The organism is Clostridium sp. LS3 (assembly GCF_055330225.1).
Window position 1 is genome coordinate 1,906,027 of sequence record NZ_CM143921.1, and the last position, 18,690, is coordinate 1,924,716.

Sequence of the window (18,690 nt, forward strand, 5' to 3'; positions counted from 1 at the left end):
AAATGAGAAGTAGTAACATAATTACAATAACTGGAGCAGGAAGTGCAAGAACTCCGGCCTTAGTAGGAAGCTTAGTTAAATTAAAGGATAGATTTCCACTAAAAAAAGTAATATTCTATGATATAGATAATGAAAGAACATCAAAAATGGAGGACTATATTAGATTAGTTTTAAAAACTTATTGCAAGGAAACAGAAGTTATTTTTACTACTGATCCAGATGTAGCATATGAAAGAACTGATTTTGTATTTTGTCAAATGCGTGTAGGGAAAAACGAAATGAGAAGCTTTGACGAAAAAATTCCTTTAAAACACGGATTAGTAGGACAAGAAACTTGTGGACCAGGAGGATTCGCTTATGGAATGAGATCCCTTGGAGCAATGGTGGAAATGGTTAATCAAGTACGTAAGCATTCAAAGGATACATGGATATTAAATTATACAAATCCAGCTGCAATAGTAGCTTTAGGATTAGATAAAGTTTTCCCAGATGATAAGAGAATATTAAATTTGTGTGATCAACCATACTCACTTATGAGATCTTATGCAAAAATTTTAGGAGTTGAGCAAAAGAATTTAAGAGCTACTTATTTTGGATTAAATCACTTTGGATGGTTTACAGAGCTTAAAGACATTAATGGAAATGATTATTTTGATCAATTAAGAACATATTTAAGAGATTACGACTTTAAGCCTTATAATGCAGAACAACGTTCTAAGTCTTGGTTAGATACTTACTTAAGAGTAAATAAATATATGAACTTCTTTGATGAATATATTCCAACAACATATCTTCAATATTATTTCTTCCCTGAAGAAATAGTAGCTGAAAGTGATCCTAATTATACTAGAGCAGATGAAGCAAAGGATTCAAGAGAAAAAGAAGTTTGGGATATATGTGCTAAAGCTACTAATACTGATTCAGTTGAAGATATAGAATTAATAACAAATAGTGTATTTGGAGATTTAATGATTGAACTTGCTGAATCAATAGCATACGATCTTCATAACGAATTTATTCTTATGAGCAGAAATAATGATATAATAACTAACTTTAGTAAGGATGCAATAGTTGAAGTTTCAGGAACAGTAGGAAAAGATGGAGCTCATCCTTATAAATATGGAGAAATAAAGCCATTTTATAAAGGTTTAATGGAAGCACAACATGCATATGAACTTCTTACAGTTGAAGCTTTCTTAGAAAAAAATTATACTAAAGCCTTACAAGCATTAACTTTAAATAGAACTATTGTAAATCCTGAAAAGGCAAAAGCTGTATTAGATGATTTAATGGATAAAAATAAAGATTATTGGTATTTAACTTAATATAATATTAGAGCCTTCTAAAAAGATATTTCATTTTTAGAAGGCTCTATTATTTTTTATTTTTCTAATATTACTAAAGCTAATACTATATAGTAGCATTATTTAGATAAAGAAAATATTAATGATATTTTTTAGTTTATAAATATAAAAATCAAAAAAAGTCTTGTGAAATGATTAAAAATATGGGGCATACGTCAATACTCTTAATAAAAGAAGATGTGGGGTATATTTATATGAAAACTAGTAAAAAAATTTTAATAGTGATTTTCGCTATAAGTATATTTTTAATAGCTGAAAGAATAAGAGTTTCTGCAAATACATATAAAGACCTAGAATCTATAGGTGTAAATAGTGAAAATCTTATTGAATATATAAATGATTTAGACATAAATAAAAATGATATTGAAGATATATTAGATAAAGGAAAAGATTTAGCAGAAGATATTAAAGATAAAACTAATATAAGGGATTTTAAGTTAAGTGAGATATTGAATATATATAAAGATGTTACTTCAATTGCAAATAAGTTAAATTTAAATATAGACTTTAGTTTTAAAGATGGTAATTTCTCTATTAAAGATAAAAATACCAATGACATAATATTTGAAGGTAATGTTAATGAAATAAACAAATATTATGAATTGTGTAAAGATAATATGCAAGGAATTACAAAAGAAGTTTTAGGGAATATTAACAATAAAGAAATTATTGAAAACATAGAAGAGGCCGTAGAAGAAGAGTTTGGAGAAACAAAAGAAACCTTAAGTAAGGATTCTAAAGTAAATCAAGAATATAAAAAAGATAATATAAACTTAGAAAACTCCAATTATAAATTAAATATAGATGAAGAGAATAAAAAGATAGTAAATGGCAGCGAAACTTTAGAAAGCAATAAAAATAAAAAGGGAATAATGTTTTCTATTTTTATTGTAATGGGAATGTTTTTTACTATATTAATCTCCTATATTAAATTTAGAAAATATATATAATAAATATAGTTATAAGAAGTTAATTTACAGTTACAGCTTTCTGTATTAAATGCTATAATAAAATAGGGGTGTTTAGATGGACAACTATAATTTTATAAATGATTTATTTAATAAAATAAATGAAGAAAATAATAAAATAACACCAGCTAATATTATGTTAATTGGAAAAACTGGAGTTGGAAAAAGCACTTTAATAAATAGTATTTTTAGAGAAAACTTAGCTAAAACAGGAATAGGAAGACCGGTTACTGAACATTTGAAGAAAATAACTAAAGAAGGTGTTCCTATAAATTTATATGATAGTAGAGGCCTAGAGTTAGATAAAACTATTCAAGAAAAAGTTAGAAATGATATTGATACTGAAATAGATAGAATACATAAAAGTAAAGACATAAATTCTGATGATTTAATACATATCGTTTGGTATTGTGTAAATTCTTTATCAAATAGAATAGAAAATTTTGAAATAGAATGGATAAAGGATTTATCTGAAAAAGTTCCAGTTATTATAGTTTTAACACAAAGCTTTAGTGATAACTCTATTGAGCTTGAAAAATATATAGATAATTTAAATTTAAATATAAGAGGAATTCAAAGAGTACTTGCTGATCCAATAAAGTTCGGAAGTGTTGAAATCCCTAGCTTTGGATTAGAAGAGCTTGTAGAAAAGACATATGAAGTTTTGCCTCAAGGAATAAGACGGGCTTTTAACAATGCCCAGAAGGTAGATATAAAAAGAAAAGTAGATGCAGCTACTAAATGGGCATTAGGTTATGTAGGTACTTCCTTTGGAGTAGGGTTCTCACCAATACCTTTTTCTGATTCAGCAATACTTATTCCTGCACAAGTTGGAATGCTTGCACATATAACTACGATTTTTGGTGTTAAAGTTGATAAAGATTTATTGGTAGCTATAGCCTCAGGAGTTGGGGGCATAGCAGGTGCAACTATAGCAGGAAAAACAATAGTTGGAAACTTATTAAAGTTTATCCCAGTTGCAGGCACAGCAATTGGAGGAGCTATTAGTGGTACAACTGCTAGCGTATTAACTACAGCTTTAGCTTTTTCTTATATAGAAGTTATGAAGAGAGTAGCAATAAATCAATATGAGGGAAAGGTAACTAAAAGCGAGGAAATATCACAAATGATGCATGATGAACTTAAAAAGCATTTTAAAAATAGAAAATAAAATAAAGGGTAGCTAGGCTACCCTTTTAAATTTATTGACTTATCAATATAGAATTTTTTTATATTTTTACTAGTCCATATAATTTTAATTACTTTTTACTGTTTTAAAATAATTACCTTCGATAATAAAATCTGCAATTTTAAATGAATCCTTTAAATGATTTTCTTCATTTGAATCCTTTGGAGTACCAATTATATCTCCATTATTTAAAATAGTTGCATCTCTATTAGTGTTTACAAGAACCCTTCCCATAGAAGTGTTATCAAATTCAGATCTATCTATACCTAAAAGATAAGATATAGTTGGCAGGAAGTCTACTTGTCCACCTGATTTAGAAATAGTCGTTCCTTTTATATCTTTATTATAAATTATAAAAGGTATTTTCTTATTATTTTCTTGCCACCAATTTTCATTTAAAGGAGCATTTTTTATTTCATCTTGATAGAATTTATGGACACCGCAATGATCTCCATAAATCATTAGGACAGTATTATCTAATTGACCATTTTTTTCTAGTTCTTCTATAAACATTTTTATTGCTTCATCTGTATATCTAACACTTTGAAAATATTTTCCTAACATATTTTCATCTAAATCCTTAGGTAAGTCTAATAATTTCTTATCCTCTGGTATTTCAAAAGGTCCATGACTTGTAAGTGTTGCCAAAAATGTATAAAAAGGATCATTTTCAGATTTTAGCTTAGATGATATTTGCTTTAAGTAAGACTCATCAGAAAGTCCTAGTCCAATGATTTCATCTACATTAAATTCATTTATATCCCATAGTTTATCAGTACCAAAAGATTTATGAGGCTCTGCCCAATTCCAACTTCCAGGTAATTCAGCATGAGTTGAAATTGTAGTATAACCTTCACTCTTTAATATGTTTTGTAAGCTATTATATGATGTCCAAGGATATGTTGGAAAAGTACTACCTTCTCTTACTGGGAAAATAGATGTATTAACCATTAAATCTGCATCAGAACTCGTCCCTGAATTATTTTGCTCATATATATTATCAAAATATAAACTTTGTGATAATAGCTTGTTTAAAGTAGGAGTTATTTCTTGACCATAAACTTTTTTGTTTATAACAAAGTTTTCTAATGATTCAACTTGAATAGCAATTAAATTCTTGCCTTTTAACATTCCTTTGTATTCATTGTCAGGAATATTTTCTTTATTATTATTAAGCCATGTGTTTACTTCGTTAATATCTGAATTAGTTAACTCTTTATTTCTTCCTGTAAAGTAAGTTAAATCAAAACCATGATATCCAAGTGGACTCATATCACTAAAGGTTTGGAAAGGAGCCCAAGATAATCTAAATAAGGATTGTCCCGGAATTTTTCCTTTTATATCTATAGTATAGTGAGAAATAAAAATCATAAAACCACTTAATAAAAATACTGTAGATGCTTTTAAAATTCTTAAACTTAATTTTGAATTATCCTTATAATTTCTTACTTTATTCAATCTAAATAAAATAAAGATAACTATAAAGTCTATAAAGAATAATAAATCTACAGCTTTAAAATTAAGTAAACTTTTTCCTGTAGGATTAAATATCTCTGGATGTAAAATATGTCTAATTGATAAAAATGTACCGTTATTTCTGTAATACCATATATCAGCTATAAATAAAGCTGTGATAATTATATCAATTATTAGTGCTGCTCTAACCTTCCCCTTGTATTTAAATAAATACATAACACTTAATATTAATGCTATTATAAAAAGATGTGCTCCAATAGCAGGGACTCCAAAATACATAGTAGCAAAGTTTATGCTTGATGAGTTAGGAGTTCTAAGCATTGATAATAAAAGCATTGATTTTCCTTGTATAACTAATAGCATAAATATAAAAAGCCAATTATTTAATACTATTTTCTTTAATTTTTCTCTCATATAGTATCCTCCAAAACATGTATGTTTATTTCTTGTCTAATTTATTTTATATCAAATATTAAATTATATCTATATTAATAATTATTATATTAAAAAAACAGGAATTTTTTATTTAAGATAAATGTTTATTTTATCTTTTAAAAGTAAATATGGTATGGAAGTCAATTTATTACCCAAATTTAAATTTTTTAAATATAACACTAATAGTGAAAGTTAAATATAATATATTATCAGTAAGAAAGTAGGAGTTTTATTATGGAAAGTCCCTAAATTAACGCCTTTAGTAATATTTATAATTTGTTCAGCAATAAATGATAATTTAAACTATATTGAATATTTAATTATTAGATATAGAAAAAGAGTAGATAAACAAATATATAACATAAATAATAATGATAAAGTTTGTAAAGTAAATAAAAATATAAAAGAAGTATTTAAAGATTTATTTAAATAATCTAAAAAAAGACCTTAAAGTGTTAATTCAGCACTAAGGTCTTTTTTATGTTTAGAATATATAACAATTAAATTAAAGAAATTTATAGTAAAAGCTAAAAGTGATAAATTGTACAAAATAAACTAATATATAATGTGCAAATTAAAAATTATATTAAAATAGCAATTTTGTTATACTTTTTGATGTTATAGTACAAGAAATGGTAATACTTTTATCTTATAATTACATTATGATAAAGTAATTAATAAATTTTAAAATGACTTAAAAAATTTAATTATATAAGAATAGAGGGTGGATATATGTTTGGTAAATTATTAAATTACGAAGTAAATAACAAAGAAATCACAATAAAATATGAAAATAGTGAAGCAATAATAACAATTATTAATGATGAAGTTATTAATTTCTTTGTACCACTACATAGAAAAGAAAGAAATTCAAAAGCAGTTGAAAAATTAACATTAGGAAGTTCTAGTTTTTCAATAGAAAAAACTGAAAATAGTTTAAATATAGAAACAGCAAAACTTAAAATTAATATTGGTGATGAATTTAAAGTGGATATTTTTGATAAGAATGAAAAGGTTTTATGCAGAGATTATAGAGGTAAGAGATCACCTTTTAAAAGAAGAGGAAATGGTCTTGAACTTGCAGCAGAAGAAGGGCATGTTTTAGATGGACACCAGGACTTTAAAGTTTATGTTTCAAAAGTTATGGAAGAAGATATGTATTTCTATGGATTAGGCGAAAGAACAGGCTCTTTAAATAAAAAGGGATACCATTATAGAAATTGGAATACAGATGATCCTAGTCCTCATGGAGAAACGTTCCAACAATTATATAAATCAATTCCATTTTTAATATCAATAAAAGATGAGGAAGCTTTTGGAGTATTTTTTGATAATCACTTTGAAACTCATTTTGATATGGGAAAGGAAAATTCTGATTATTATTACTTTGGAGCAGTTGATGGCAATTTAGATTATTACTTTATTTATGGACCATCAGTAAAGAATGTTGTAAATGAATATACAAATCTTACTGGAAAGACACCTCTTCCTCAACTTTGGACATTAGGTTATCAACAATGTAGATGGTCATATGCACCTCAAGAAAGGGTTATGGAAATAGCAAAAGCTTTTAGAGAAAAGGATATCCCATGTGATACATTATATCTAGATATAGATTATATGGATGATTTTAGAGTATTTACTTGGGATAAGAAGAAATTTAAAGATCCGAAAGCATTTACTGATGAACTAAAAGAAATGGGCTTTAAAGTTGTAACAATAATTGATCCAGGAGTAAAGATAGATAAGGGATATAATATATATGATGAAGGAATAAAGAATGAGTATTTTGCTAAGGACAAAGATGGAATAGTATATAAAAATAGAGTTTGGCCTGGCGATTCAGTTTACCCTAACTTTATGAGTTCTAAAGTTAGAAGCTGGTGGGCAGAAAATCAAAAAATTATGATGGATTCAGGAGTATCTGGAATATGGAATGATATGAATGAACCTGCAAGTTTTAATGGACCTTTACCTGATGACGTTATGTTTGATGAAGATGGTCTAGAAGTTCCACATAAGGAAGTTCATAATATATATGGTCATATGATGAGTAGAGCTACTTATGAAGGAATAAAGAATACTACTAATAAAAGACCATTTGTAGTAACAAGAGCATGTTATGCAGGAACACAAAAATACTCAACTATTTGGACTGGAGATAACCAAAGTACATGGGAACATTTAAGAATGTCAATTCCAATGCTTATGAACTTAGGATTAAGTGGACTTAGCTTTTGTGGAACTGATGTTGGAGGATTTGGTCATGATTGTACAGGTGAGCTTTTAAGTAGATGGGTACAAGTTGGAGCATTTACACCACTATTTAGAAATCATGCTGCAATGGGAACTAGGGACCAAGAACCATGGGCATTTAATAAAGAAACTGAGGATATAAATAGGAAATATATAAAACTTCGTTATAAGTTACTTCCATATTTATATGATTTAATGTGGGAGTGTGAAAATACTGGAGCACCAATTATAAGACCCTTATTATTTAATTACCAGAATGATAAAAATACTTATGAAATAAATGATGAATTCCTTTGTGGCGATAGCATCTTAGTTGCGCCTATTGTTGAACAAGGTATGAGGCAAAAACTTGTATACTTACCTAAGGGAAACAAGTGGATAGACTTTTGGACTGGTAAAGAACATAATGGTGGACAGTATATAATAAAGGATGCACCTTTAGATACTTGCCCTATATTCATAAAAGAAGCTTCAATAATTCCTATGTTTATGGAGCAAAATTACATTGGTGAAAAAGAAAATAATGAATTAACTTTAAATATTTATTTAGACAATAATATTGAAGAGTTTAAATACACTCATCACCTTGATGATGGCGAAAGTTTTAATTATAAAGAAGGAATATACAATGAGTATGAAATAGTTGTATCAAATAGAGAAGAAGTTAATATTACTTTTACTACCAAAAGAAATAATTACAGTAAGAAATATTCAAAGGTAAAGTTTATAATAAACAACTTAAATAATAAAAATATTATTTTAAATGGAGAAAAAGCAGTTTTATCTAATAACAGCATAGAAGTTAATATTTAAAACAAAAATGCTAGTAGTATATAAAAATCTACTAGCATTTATTCTTAAATTTATATAGAATTCATTAAAACAATGTTATTTAATAAATTCTATAACTTCTTCAAAGGATCTTCTTGTTTTAGGGGTAGGATTTTCATTTCTATATCCAAGTGCTAACATACAGGATAAATTAAAATGATCAGTATCTAAAATATTCTTTTCAGATAGTATTTTAGTTACAGCTTCAGAATCAAAACTGCCTATAGCACAAGAGTCAATTCCAAGTAAAGAAGATGTAGTTAACATTGTTCCAAGAGCAATATACGTTTGTTCTCTTGAATAATGATTTATTTCGTTCTTATTATTTTTAAATCTAGTTTCATTTACGTTCTTTATCATATTTAGCTTTGTATCCACAGCTTCTTTTGGGAATCCCTTATCTTCACTAAATAATTTTTTTAAATATCTAGAATCGAAATTTAAATCATCAGCAGTTCTATTTAGAATTAAAATTAAATGACTGCAAGTTGGTAATTGTTTCTTTCCACCAAATGTAAGGCTAGCTAATTCATCTTTCAAAGCTTCATTGGTAATAACTAAGAACTTCCATGGTTCTATTCCTATTGAACTAGGAGATAATCTGCCACTTTCTAAAATTAACCTTAAATCCTCATCCTTAATCTTTTTATTTTTATCAAATTCTTTACAAGCATATCTAAAATTTAATGCATTTAAAATTTCATTATTTTTCATATTAATAGCTCCTTTATAATTCATTTTTCTACGATTTACAAGTAGAATTATAATGTATGTTTTTTACTAGTATAGTAAAAAACATACATTTAAACAAGTGGGAAAATTTTCTTTAGTTGCTTATAAAAATGTAAGTAATGGAGGAGTTTTTTATGAAAGATATTATATTATTATATAAAAGTTGACATAGAAAATAAAAAGAGATATTATATAAACAAATAAATTGTATAAAATTAAATTTGATAAAATATAAATTTAAAATTAATGGAGGAATAATTATGGATTTTTACGATTTTAGCGCAAAAGATATTAATGGACATGAAATAAATATGAATGAATATAAGGGGAAAGTATTATTAGTAGTTAATACTGCAAGTAAATGTGGATTTACACCTCAATTAAAAGATTTAGAAGAACTTTATAAAGAGTATAAGAGTATAGGATTAGAAATATTAGGTTTTCCATGTAATCAATTTTTAAATCAAGAGCCAGGAAACAATAGTGAAGTTAAAAATTTCTGTGAAATTAATTATGGTGTTACATTTAATATGTTTGAAAAGATAGATGTTAATGGAAATAATGCTCATCCTATATTTAAATATTTAAAAAGTAAGGAAAAAGGTATTTTAACTAGTGAAATAAAATGGAACTTTACTAAGTTTTTAATTGATAAAGAAGGAAATGTGGTAAAAAGGTATTCTCCAACAACAGCACCTTCTAAGATAAGAACTGATATTGAAAAATTAATAGCTAAATAAATAAGTTTATTAATAGCTTTTAATATTGACATAAGAGCTTTTAAAATGTAAAATCATTTTAAATTTAATAAAATTAAATTTGATAAATTTATTTTATGTAGGTGAAGTTTATGAATAATTATAATTATCTAAAATTAGATAATCAAATATGCTTTTCTTTGTATGCAGCATCAAGAGAAATAATAAAATTATATAAGCCAATATTAGATGAATTTAATCTTACTTATACTCAATACATAACAATGCTTGTATTATGGGAAGAGGAAAAAGCTACAGTAAAGCATCTTGGTAATAGATTACATTTAGATTCTGGAACATTAACTCCACTTCTTAAGAAATTGGAAGGAATGGATCTTATAAAAAGATATAGAGATAAAAAAGATGATAGAGTAGTTATAGCTGAATTAACTGAAAAGGGAAAAGAACTTAATGAAAAAGTTAAAGATGTTCCAAGTAGAGTATTTTGTAATATTAAAATAACAGAAGAAAAAGCTATAGAATTAAAAAGAAGCTTAGATGAAGTTCTAAAAAATTTAAAATAATTATAAAAAGTATCAGTTGTGGAGTGATTTACAAATTATTTCAATACTGATACTTTTTATATATTAATATATAGGTTCTTTAAAATCATCTTATAACTATATAACTTACAAAAATTGAAATGCTATATTAAATGTAGAGACTTTAATAGAACCTATATACTAATAAAATTATATTTTATAAAATAATAAAAGGCTGTATAAAAATATATTGACAGCATAAACTAAAAGTATTAGTATTTAAATATAAGTAATCGATTTAAGTGAATATTGATTGTTACTGATTCGATCAGGCGAGACCTTAAATAATTAAAAAGAGATTATATAGATCCCTTTTTATTAGTTGAGGTTTTTATTATTTATAATATAAACTAATAAAAAATGTAATGCACTTATTAGAGTATAAAATAAAAGAATGAGAGGGCAAGCATGATAATAAAAAAAATATTTAATAATAATGCGGTAGTAGCAAAAGATTCATCTAACCGTGAAATAGTTGTTATGGGCTGTGGAATTGCATTCAAAAAGAGTGTAGGTGAATATTTAGATGATAATAAAATAGAAAAAACTTTTATTTTAAAAGAAAAGCAAGCTTCAGAAAAATTTAAATTATTATTAGAAGATATTCCAAGCGAGCAAGTTTCTCTTTGCTATGACATTATTGAATATGCTAGAAACATATTAGGTACTAATTTAAATGACTACATATATGTTACCCTTACAGATCATATAAGTAATGCTTTAAAATTAGAAAAAGAAGGATTAAACCGTTCAAATGCATTAATTTGGGAAATAAAAAAGTTTTATCCTAAAGAGTTTGCTGTAGGTATAAAGGCTATTGAATTTATAGAAATTGAACTTGGTGTTAGATTACCCGAAGATGAAGCTGGAAATATTGCACTCCATTTAATAAATGCTCAAATAAATAAGTCATATAACAATGTTGAAAATGTGGCTAAACAAACTAAGATGGTGAAAGATATACTAAACATTGTTAAATATTCAAATAATGTTAACCTTGATGAAGGGTCTTTAAGTTATGAAAGATTTGTAACTCATTTACGATTTTTCTTTCAAAGGTTAAATAAAAATGAAAAAATTGAAGCTGAAAATGATGACTTTTTATTAGAACAAGTTAAAGGGAAGTATAAAGATGCGTATAATTGTATGTTAAAAATAGAAAAATATCTTAACAAGGATTTATCTAGTGAAGAACAGTTATATTTAACTTTGCATGTACAGCGTCTTACACATAAATAACTTAATATGGATTGTTACTGGTAATGCAGGCGAGACCGAATTAGATAGAATAAATTTATATTCTTTTAGTTTGGACTTGCTTTTTTATATATAGAATAAGATAGAGGAGAGACTTAGAATGAAATATGAAAATTTAGCAAAAGATATACTGAAAAATGTTGGCGGAAAAGAAAACGTTAATAGCTTAACTCATTGTATTACACGTTTACGCTTTAAGTTAAGGGATGAGAAAAAAGCAAATACAGATATTTTAAAGAATATGGACGGTGTAGTAACTGTAATTCAAAGTGGTGGTCAATATCAAGTTGTTATTGGTAACCATGTACCTGATGTATTTAATGCTGTACTTGAAGTTGGAGGATTACAAAATTTAGCTGGCTCTGGATCAGAGGAATCAGAGGAAAAAATGAATCCATTTAATAAATTTATTGATATTATTTCAGGTATTTTTGCACCAACACTTGGTGTTTTAGCAGCAACTGGTATGCTAAAAGGATTTAATGCATTATTTTTAGCATTAGGATGGTTAACACCAGAATCAGGAACTTATCAAATTATACAAGCTATAGGGGACTCATTATTTTATTTCTTCCCAATATTCTTAGGATATAATGCTTCTAAGAAATTTAAAACAAGTACTTATTTAGGAATGTTAATTGGAGCCGCATTAGTATATCCAAGTATATTAGGCTTAATGAATGGGGAACCTTTATATACTTTATTCCAAGGAACTATGTTTGAATCACCAGTTCATATTACTTTTTTAGGTATTCCAGTAATATTAATGAATTATACATCAAGCGTAATTCCAATAATAGTTGCAACATACTTTGGTGGAAAGATTGAAAAGGGATTTAAAAAAATAATTCCAGATGTTGTAAAAACATTCTTAGTACCATTATTCACTTTATTAGTAATAGTACCATTAACATTTATTGTAATTGGACCAATAACAACATGGTTAAGTAAAATGGTAGGAACAGGATCACTTTCTCTTTATAACTTCTCACCAATAATAGCAGGCTTATTATTAGGTGCATTCTGGCAAGTGTTTGTAATCTTTGGATTACATTGGGGCCTAATTCCAATAATGTTATTAAATATGTCAACTATGGGATATGATTCAGTATTAGCACCAATGTTTGCAGCATCATTTGCACAAACAGCTGTTGTAATGGCTATATTCTTTAAGACAAAAGATAAGAAGATAAAATCATTATCAATACCAGCAATTATATCAGGGTTCTTTGGAGTAACAGAACCAGCTATTTATGGTATTACACTGCCAAGAGTCAAGACATTTGTAATAAGCTGTATTGGAGGAGCAGTTGGTGGAGGAATTATTGGATTTACAGGAGCTAAACAATATACAATGGGTGGACTTGGATCTTTCGGATTCTTTAACTATATAAACCCAGCAAATGGAGATACTAGTGGAGTAATTAGTGCATTAATTGCAGTAGCAATAGCTATGCTAGTAAGTTTTGTTTTAACTATAATTGTATATAAAGATGAAGAAGTTAAGGAAACAGTTAAAGAAAGCAAGAGTGAAGAACTAATAAATAAAGAGGTTATTGCTAGTCCATTAACAGGTAAAATAGTACCATTATCTGATGTTAATGACGAAGCTTTTGCACAAGGAGCATTAGGGAAGGGAATAGCAATATTACCAACTAAAGGTAAAATAGTTTCTCCAGTAGATGGTGAGTTAACAACTTTATTCCCAACATATCATGCAATGGGAATAAAATCAAATTCAGGTGCTGAAATATTAATACATGTTGGTATGGACACAGTAAAGTTAGAAGGAAAATATTTCACAGCAAAAGCTAAACAAGGTGATATAATCAAAAAAGGGCAAGTATTATTAGAATTTGATATAGAAGCTATAAAGAAAGCTGGTTTTGAAATTGTAACTCCAATAATTATAACAAATTCAAATGACTATTTAGATGTAATAGAAACAAAAGAAAAAGACATTGCTTTTGAAGAAGATTTATTAAATGTAGTAATTTAGTTTAAGCAAAGTAGAATATATATACTATTATCCTTCCTTTAATTAAAATAAAGGAAGGATAATAACATTAAAGGAAAGTGAGTAATAGATATGAGCTTTAAAGAAGGATTTTTATGGGGGGGAGCAGTTGCTGCAAACCAATGTGAAGGTGCATATAACGTAAATGAGAAAGGGCTTAGCACAGCTGATGTTGCTACAGCAGGTTCTTTAACTAAGCAAAGACAATATACAGATGGTATAGTAGATGGAGAGCATTATCCATCTCATGAAGCCATAGATTTTTATCACAGATATAAAGATGATATAGATTTATTTGGAGAAATGGGTTTTAAATGTTTTAGAACATCAATAAACTGGACTAGAATATTCCCAAATGGAGATGAAACAGAGCCAAATGAAGAAGGGTTAAAATTCTATGATAACCTTTTTGACGAATGTTTAAAATATGGAATTGAGCCTGTAGTTACTATTTCACACTATGAAATGCCATATGCTTTAGTCGAAAAATATGGAGCATGGAGAGATAGAAAACTAGTAGATTTTTATGTAAACTACTGTAATACTATATTTAATAGATATAAAAATAAAGTAAAGTATTGGATGACATTTAATGAAATTAATGTTATAGCATTACATCCTTTTATACCAGCTGGAATTAAATTTAAAGAAGGCGAAAATAAAATGGAAGTTTGCTATCAAGCAGCTCATCACCAATTAGTAGCAAGTGCTAAAGCTGTTAAATCAGGTCATGAAATTAATCCTGACTTCAAAATAGGGTGTATGATACTTTTCCCACAAGCTTATGCAAAAACATGTAATCCAGATGATGTACAACTTACAAATGACTTTATGTATGGAACTTATTATTTTGCTGATGTACATGCAAGAGGATATTATTCAAATAAAGCTAAGAAATTCTTAGAAAGAAATAAGGTAAAGCTTAAGATGGAAGAAGGAGACGAGGAAATCTTAAGAGAAGGAAAGGTTGACTATATAGGATTTAGTTACTATATGACATTAGTTCAATCTTCTGATAAAAATGAAGAAGATATAAAAGGAAATATGCTAGGTGGAGTTAAAAATCCTTATTTAGAAGCATCAGATTGGGGATGGCAAATTGACCCTAAAGGATTTAGAATTGCTTTAAATAATTTATATGATCGTTATCAAATTCCACTATTCTGCGTAGAAAATGGATTAGGTGCTGTAGATGAAGTAGAGGAAGATGGATCAATTAATGACGATTATAGAATAGAGTATTTAAGAAAACATATAGAAGAAATGAAAAAAGCTGTTGAAATAGATGGTGTTGATTTAATGGGATACACTCCTTGGGGATGTATTGATTTAATTAGTGCTGGAACAGGGGAAATGAAAAAGAGATACGGATTTATTTATGTAGATAAAGATAATGATGGAAATGGAACATTAAATAGAAGTAAAAAGAAAAGCTTCTATTGGTATAAAAAGGTTATAGAAACTAATGGAGAGAATTTATATTAAAGTAGTACTGAATATATTGATTTAGGTAATGATGGATTTAATGAATAGAGTTAAATAAGTATTAATAAATATACAAATTCTACTAAGAGTTAGCAAGTAAGTTTAAATTCTTACTTGCTATATTTATTTCTGAGAAAAATTTTCACATTACTAAATATAAGTGGATTTATATATTAAAATTTTAAGATATTATATAATTAATATATATTCTAAACTTAAGATTATTTTATATAATAAAATAAATTCTAATGCAAAATGGAGGTTTTTATGGATACTTTTATATATGAGAAAGTAAATTTAAATAACAATTTACCTGCAATGATAGCATATGTAGGAGAAGAGAATATTGATATAAAAAAACATTACTATATAGCCCCTCATTGGCATAGAAGCATTGAAATGACATTAGTTACAAAAGGTGAAATAAGGGTACGTATTAATGATAAAAGTATAACTGTTAAAGGTGGAAATTTTATTTTTGTAAATAGCGGAGATGTTCATGAACTTGAAAAATATCCAAATGAAACAGGTGGAGCAGTTATTTTAATTTTATCGTATGATTTTATAAAAAAAATATATCCTAATATTGATAATGTTCAATTAGATATTAATAGTTCAAATTATAAAAAAGATAGATTACTAGAGATATTCTTAGAAATGAAAGATTTTTATTTGAATCCAACTGAACTAGACTATATTAAGATAAATGCCTATATTCATGAGATTCTATATATTTTATTATCTCATTATATGATTCCGAAAGTTGAGAATTATAAGAAAGAGTATCTTAAATATAGAGAAAGACAGAAAGAAATTTTAACATATATTAATGATAATTATAGAGAAGATTTAACTTTGGATAATATATCTAAACATTTTTATATGAGTAGTGAATATTTTTCAAGAAAATTTCACGATTGGTTTGGTATTACTTATAAATTGTATTTAAGTAATTTTAGAATTTATAAAGCATATGAAGATATAATAAATACTGATAATAATATTCAGGATATTGCAATTTCTCATGGATTTTCAAATGTTAAGTCTTTTATAAGTTTATTTAAACAAAAGTATAACATGACTCCATTTAAATATCGTCAGTATTTTAAGGAATCAAAAAGTGACAATAAAATGGACAAAAAACAACAACAATAATTCAATAAAAAATGATAACATTTAAATAGAAAGATAAATGCGCATAGTTCAATATAAATGAAGTATGCGTTTATTTTTACAATTTTATGAAAACGCTTTAATTAATTATAAAATATATAAACTTAAAGTTTAATATTTTAAATTTATGTGTTTAAAAAAGAGGTGGAAGAATGAAAAAATTAGTTTTAGACATTGGAGGTAGTGCAATAAAATATGCTGTTATGAATCATAGAGCTGAAATCTTTCAAAAAGGGGATGTTCCTACTCCATTAGATGCTATAGAAAATTTAATGGAGACAATAAAATTAATTTATGAGGATGTTAAGGATGAAGTAAATGGTATTGCTATTAGTATGCCAGGTAATATTGATTCAACAATTGGTCATGTTTATTCGCCAGGTGCATTAACATACAATGCGAATGTTAACATTATTGATAAAATTCATGAGCATATTAACTTACCAATTTCTGTTGAAAATGATGGAAAAAGTGCTGCATTAGCTGAAGTTTGGAAAGGAAATCTAACTACTTGTTCAGATGGAGTTGTTATGATTTTAGGAACTGGTATTGGGGGTGGAATAATTAAGAATCGCAGAATTCACAAAGGAAATCACTTTTTTGCTGGTGAATTCTCATTTATTATGCAAGATGCTAATAATTTAGATTTTAATAATGTATTTGCTCTTAAAGGGAGTACATCTGCACTAATAATGGAAGCAGCAGCTGTAAAGAATGTTGAACCTCAATCTATAAATGGACATGATGTATTCAAATGGATTAATGATAATGATCCTGATGTATTAGAAGTTTTTGAAAAATTTACAATGAATTTAGCTATTCAAATATATAATTTACAATGCATCTTAGATCCAGAGAAAATTTTAATTGGTGGAGGTATTTCTAAACAACCAATTTTAGTGAAAAAAATTAGAGAAAATTTAGAAAAAATATATGCAGCAATTCCACTTGATATTCCACAGGCCATAGTAGATACATGTAAATATTTTAATGATTCTAATTTGATTGGCGCTTTATATAATTACTACCTACAATTTCCAGAAGAATAAAAGAGAAAAAGTATCAAAAATATAAGAGGTAAAGAGGAGAGAAGTAAAAAATGGGTAGAAAATATTCACAAGAATTATTAGAGAAAATTAAAGAAAAACAAGAAGTAATAAATTATAAAGGCACAAAAGTTTTAGTAAAGAATATTCCTGATAGCAATGAAAAGGGGGCAATGGATCCTCGTCTTTATAAGGATATGAAAAAGCAATTTACAATAATGAGATTTATGCCAAAAGGCATGATGAAAATGGATACATCACCTAAATCAATCGGTAAATTAAGAGCTATGTTTGGAGAAATTAAAAGTACTCCTATAGTTGAAAAGAAGATTGATATTATAAATGAAACTGTTAAAGCTAATGATGGATATAACGTACCAATTCGTATTTATAAATCTGAAACTATGAATGAAAATGCACCAATTCTTTATTTCATTCATGGTGGTGGATTCTTTGGAGGGTCTCCTGATGTTGTAGAAGAATTAGTAAAGTTAATAGTTGAAAAAACAGATATTTTAGCTGTATCAGTTGATTATCGTTTGGCACCAGAAAATCCATATCCAGCTGGTCATGAGGATTGTTATTCTGTACTAAAATGGATATATGATAAAGCTGAAACTTTAGGAGGAAATAAGAAGAACATCTTTGTCGCAGGTGATAGTGCAGGTGGAAACTTAACTCAATATTGTACAACAAGAGATTTAGAAGATAATTTAGGTATGGTAAAGGGACAATTATTGCTTTATCCTACTGTTAATATGGCAGGTATTGAGGATGAATACTTTAAATGGAGTAAGGATGAATATGAAATGGCTCCTAAATATAAATCTGGGCTTGAAATGATGTTAGGTATGTTTGATGGTTTATCAGGAGGATTAAAGGATGTTTTAGGTACTGACGATGTTAAAAATGGTTACTTAACTCCATATATTAGAGATTTAAAAGGCTTACCTCCTACACTTGTTACAGTTGGAGAACATGACTATTTGAAAGTAGAATGCTTAGCATATGCAGCAAAGCTTACTAAAGCAGGAGTAGATACTACAACTATATTATATAAAGGGTTAGGACATGCTTATGGTGATAACATAGGAGTTTATCCACAAAGTGAGGATTGTGCAATTGAAATGGGCAATTTTATTTTAAAATATAGTAAATAAA

The 18,690-nt window shown here is 27.0% G+C and carries 14 protein-coding genes; 12 read left to right on the forward strand and 2 right to left on the reverse strand.

What is annotated here, in order from left to right; all coding sequences use genetic code 11:
• Positions 1 to 2 precede the first annotated feature (2 nt).
• The 3 genes from ACZJV1_RS08835 to ACZJV1_RS08845 all read left to right on the forward strand — a co-directional run bounded on the left by ACZJV1_RS08835 (position 3) and on the right by ACZJV1_RS08845 (position 3,503).
• Entirely contained in the window at positions 3 to 1,325 is a 1,323-nt protein-coding gene (locus ACZJV1_RS08835) for a family 4 glycosyl hydrolase (protein WP_463652085.1), read from the forward strand.
• A gap of 233 nt (positions 1,326 to 1,558) precedes the next feature.
• Positions 1,559 to 2,314, forward strand: coding sequence for a hypothetical protein (locus ACZJV1_RS08840; protein WP_463652086.1), 756 nt, complete (start codon positions 1,559 to 1,561; stop codon positions 2,312 to 2,314).
• Positions 2,315 to 2,390: 76 nt separating this feature from the next.
• On the forward strand, positions 2,391 to 3,503 hold the full coding sequence (locus ACZJV1_RS08845; protein ID WP_463652087.1) for a YcjF family protein: 1,113 nt from the start codon (positions 2,391 to 2,393) through the stop codon (positions 3,501 to 3,503).
• An 84-nt stretch (positions 3,504 to 3,587) separates the two neighbouring features.
• On the opposite strand, the gene ACZJV1_RS08850 is transcribed toward ACZJV1_RS08845, so the two are convergent.
• On the reverse strand, positions 3,588 to 5,411 hold the full coding sequence (locus ACZJV1_RS08850; RefSeq protein ID WP_463652088.1) for an LTA synthase family protein: 1,824 nt from the start codon (positions 5,409 to 5,411) through the stop codon (positions 3,588 to 3,590).
• 753 nt (positions 5,412 to 6,164) lie between these two features.
• Between ACZJV1_RS08850 and ACZJV1_RS08855 the strand changes: the two genes are divergently transcribed.
• Entirely contained in the window at positions 6,165 to 8,501 is a 2,337-nt protein-coding gene (locus ACZJV1_RS08855; RefSeq protein WP_463652089.1) for a glycoside hydrolase family 31 protein, read from the forward strand.
• Positions 8,502 to 8,576: 75 nt separating this feature from the next.
• Here ACZJV1_RS08855 and ACZJV1_RS08860 read toward each other — a convergent pair whose 3' ends face one another.
• On the reverse strand, positions 8,577 to 9,233 hold the full coding sequence (locus ACZJV1_RS08860) for an NAD(P)H-dependent oxidoreductase (RefSeq protein WP_463652090.1): 657 nt from the start codon (positions 9,231 to 9,233) through the stop codon (positions 8,577 to 8,579).
• Positions 9,234 to 9,511: 278 nt separating this feature from the next.
• Between ACZJV1_RS08860 and ACZJV1_RS08865 the strand changes: the two genes are divergently transcribed.
• The 8 genes from ACZJV1_RS08865 to ACZJV1_RS08900 all read left to right on the forward strand — a co-directional run bounded on the left by ACZJV1_RS08865 (position 9,512) and on the right by ACZJV1_RS08900 (position 18,689).
• Positions 9,512 to 9,991: a glutathione peroxidase gene (locus ACZJV1_RS08865; RefSeq protein ID WP_411167615.1), complete on the forward strand. Its 480-nt coding sequence runs from the start codon at positions 9,512 to 9,514 to the stop codon at positions 9,989 to 9,991.
• Between the two features lie 110 nt (positions 9,992 to 10,101).
• Positions 10,102 to 10,533, forward strand: coding sequence for a MarR family winged helix-turn-helix transcriptional regulator (locus ACZJV1_RS08870; RefSeq protein WP_411167616.1), 432 nt, complete (start codon positions 10,102 to 10,104; stop codon positions 10,531 to 10,533).
• Positions 10,534 to 10,959: 426 nt separating this feature from the next.
• Positions 10,960 to 11,790: a BglG family transcription antiterminator LicT gene (licT, locus tag ACZJV1_RS08875; RefSeq protein WP_463652091.1), complete on the forward strand. Its 831-nt coding sequence runs from the start codon at positions 10,960 to 10,962 to the stop codon at positions 11,788 to 11,790.
• 118 nt (positions 11,791 to 11,908) lie between these two features.
• Positions 11,909 to 13,807 carry a beta-glucoside-specific PTS transporter subunit IIABC gene (locus ACZJV1_RS08880; RefSeq protein ID WP_463652092.1) on the forward strand — a complete coding sequence of 633 codons (1,899 nt, stop codon included), beginning with the start codon at positions 11,909 to 11,911 and terminating at the stop codon, positions 13,805 to 13,807.
• A gap of 90 nt (positions 13,808 to 13,897) precedes the next feature.
• Positions 13,898 to 15,310: a 6-phospho-beta-glucosidase gene (locus ACZJV1_RS08885; protein WP_463652093.1), complete on the forward strand. Its 1,413-nt coding sequence runs from the start codon at positions 13,898 to 13,900 to the stop codon at positions 15,308 to 15,310.
• A gap of 267 nt (positions 15,311 to 15,577) precedes the next feature.
• Complete coding sequence (locus ACZJV1_RS08890) at positions 15,578 to 16,465, forward strand: AraC family transcriptional regulator (protein ID WP_463652094.1); 888 nt, start codon at positions 15,578 to 15,580, stop codon at positions 16,463 to 16,465.
• Between the two features lie 170 nt (positions 16,466 to 16,635).
• On the forward strand, positions 16,636 to 17,532 hold the full coding sequence (locus ACZJV1_RS08895) for an ROK family protein (protein ID WP_463652095.1): 897 nt from the start codon (positions 16,636 to 16,638) through the stop codon (positions 17,530 to 17,532).
• A gap of 50 nt (positions 17,533 to 17,582) precedes the next feature.
• Entirely contained in the window at positions 17,583 to 18,689 is a 1,107-nt protein-coding gene (locus ACZJV1_RS08900; protein WP_463652096.1) for an alpha/beta hydrolase, read from the forward strand.
• Position 18,690 lies beyond the last annotated feature (1 nt).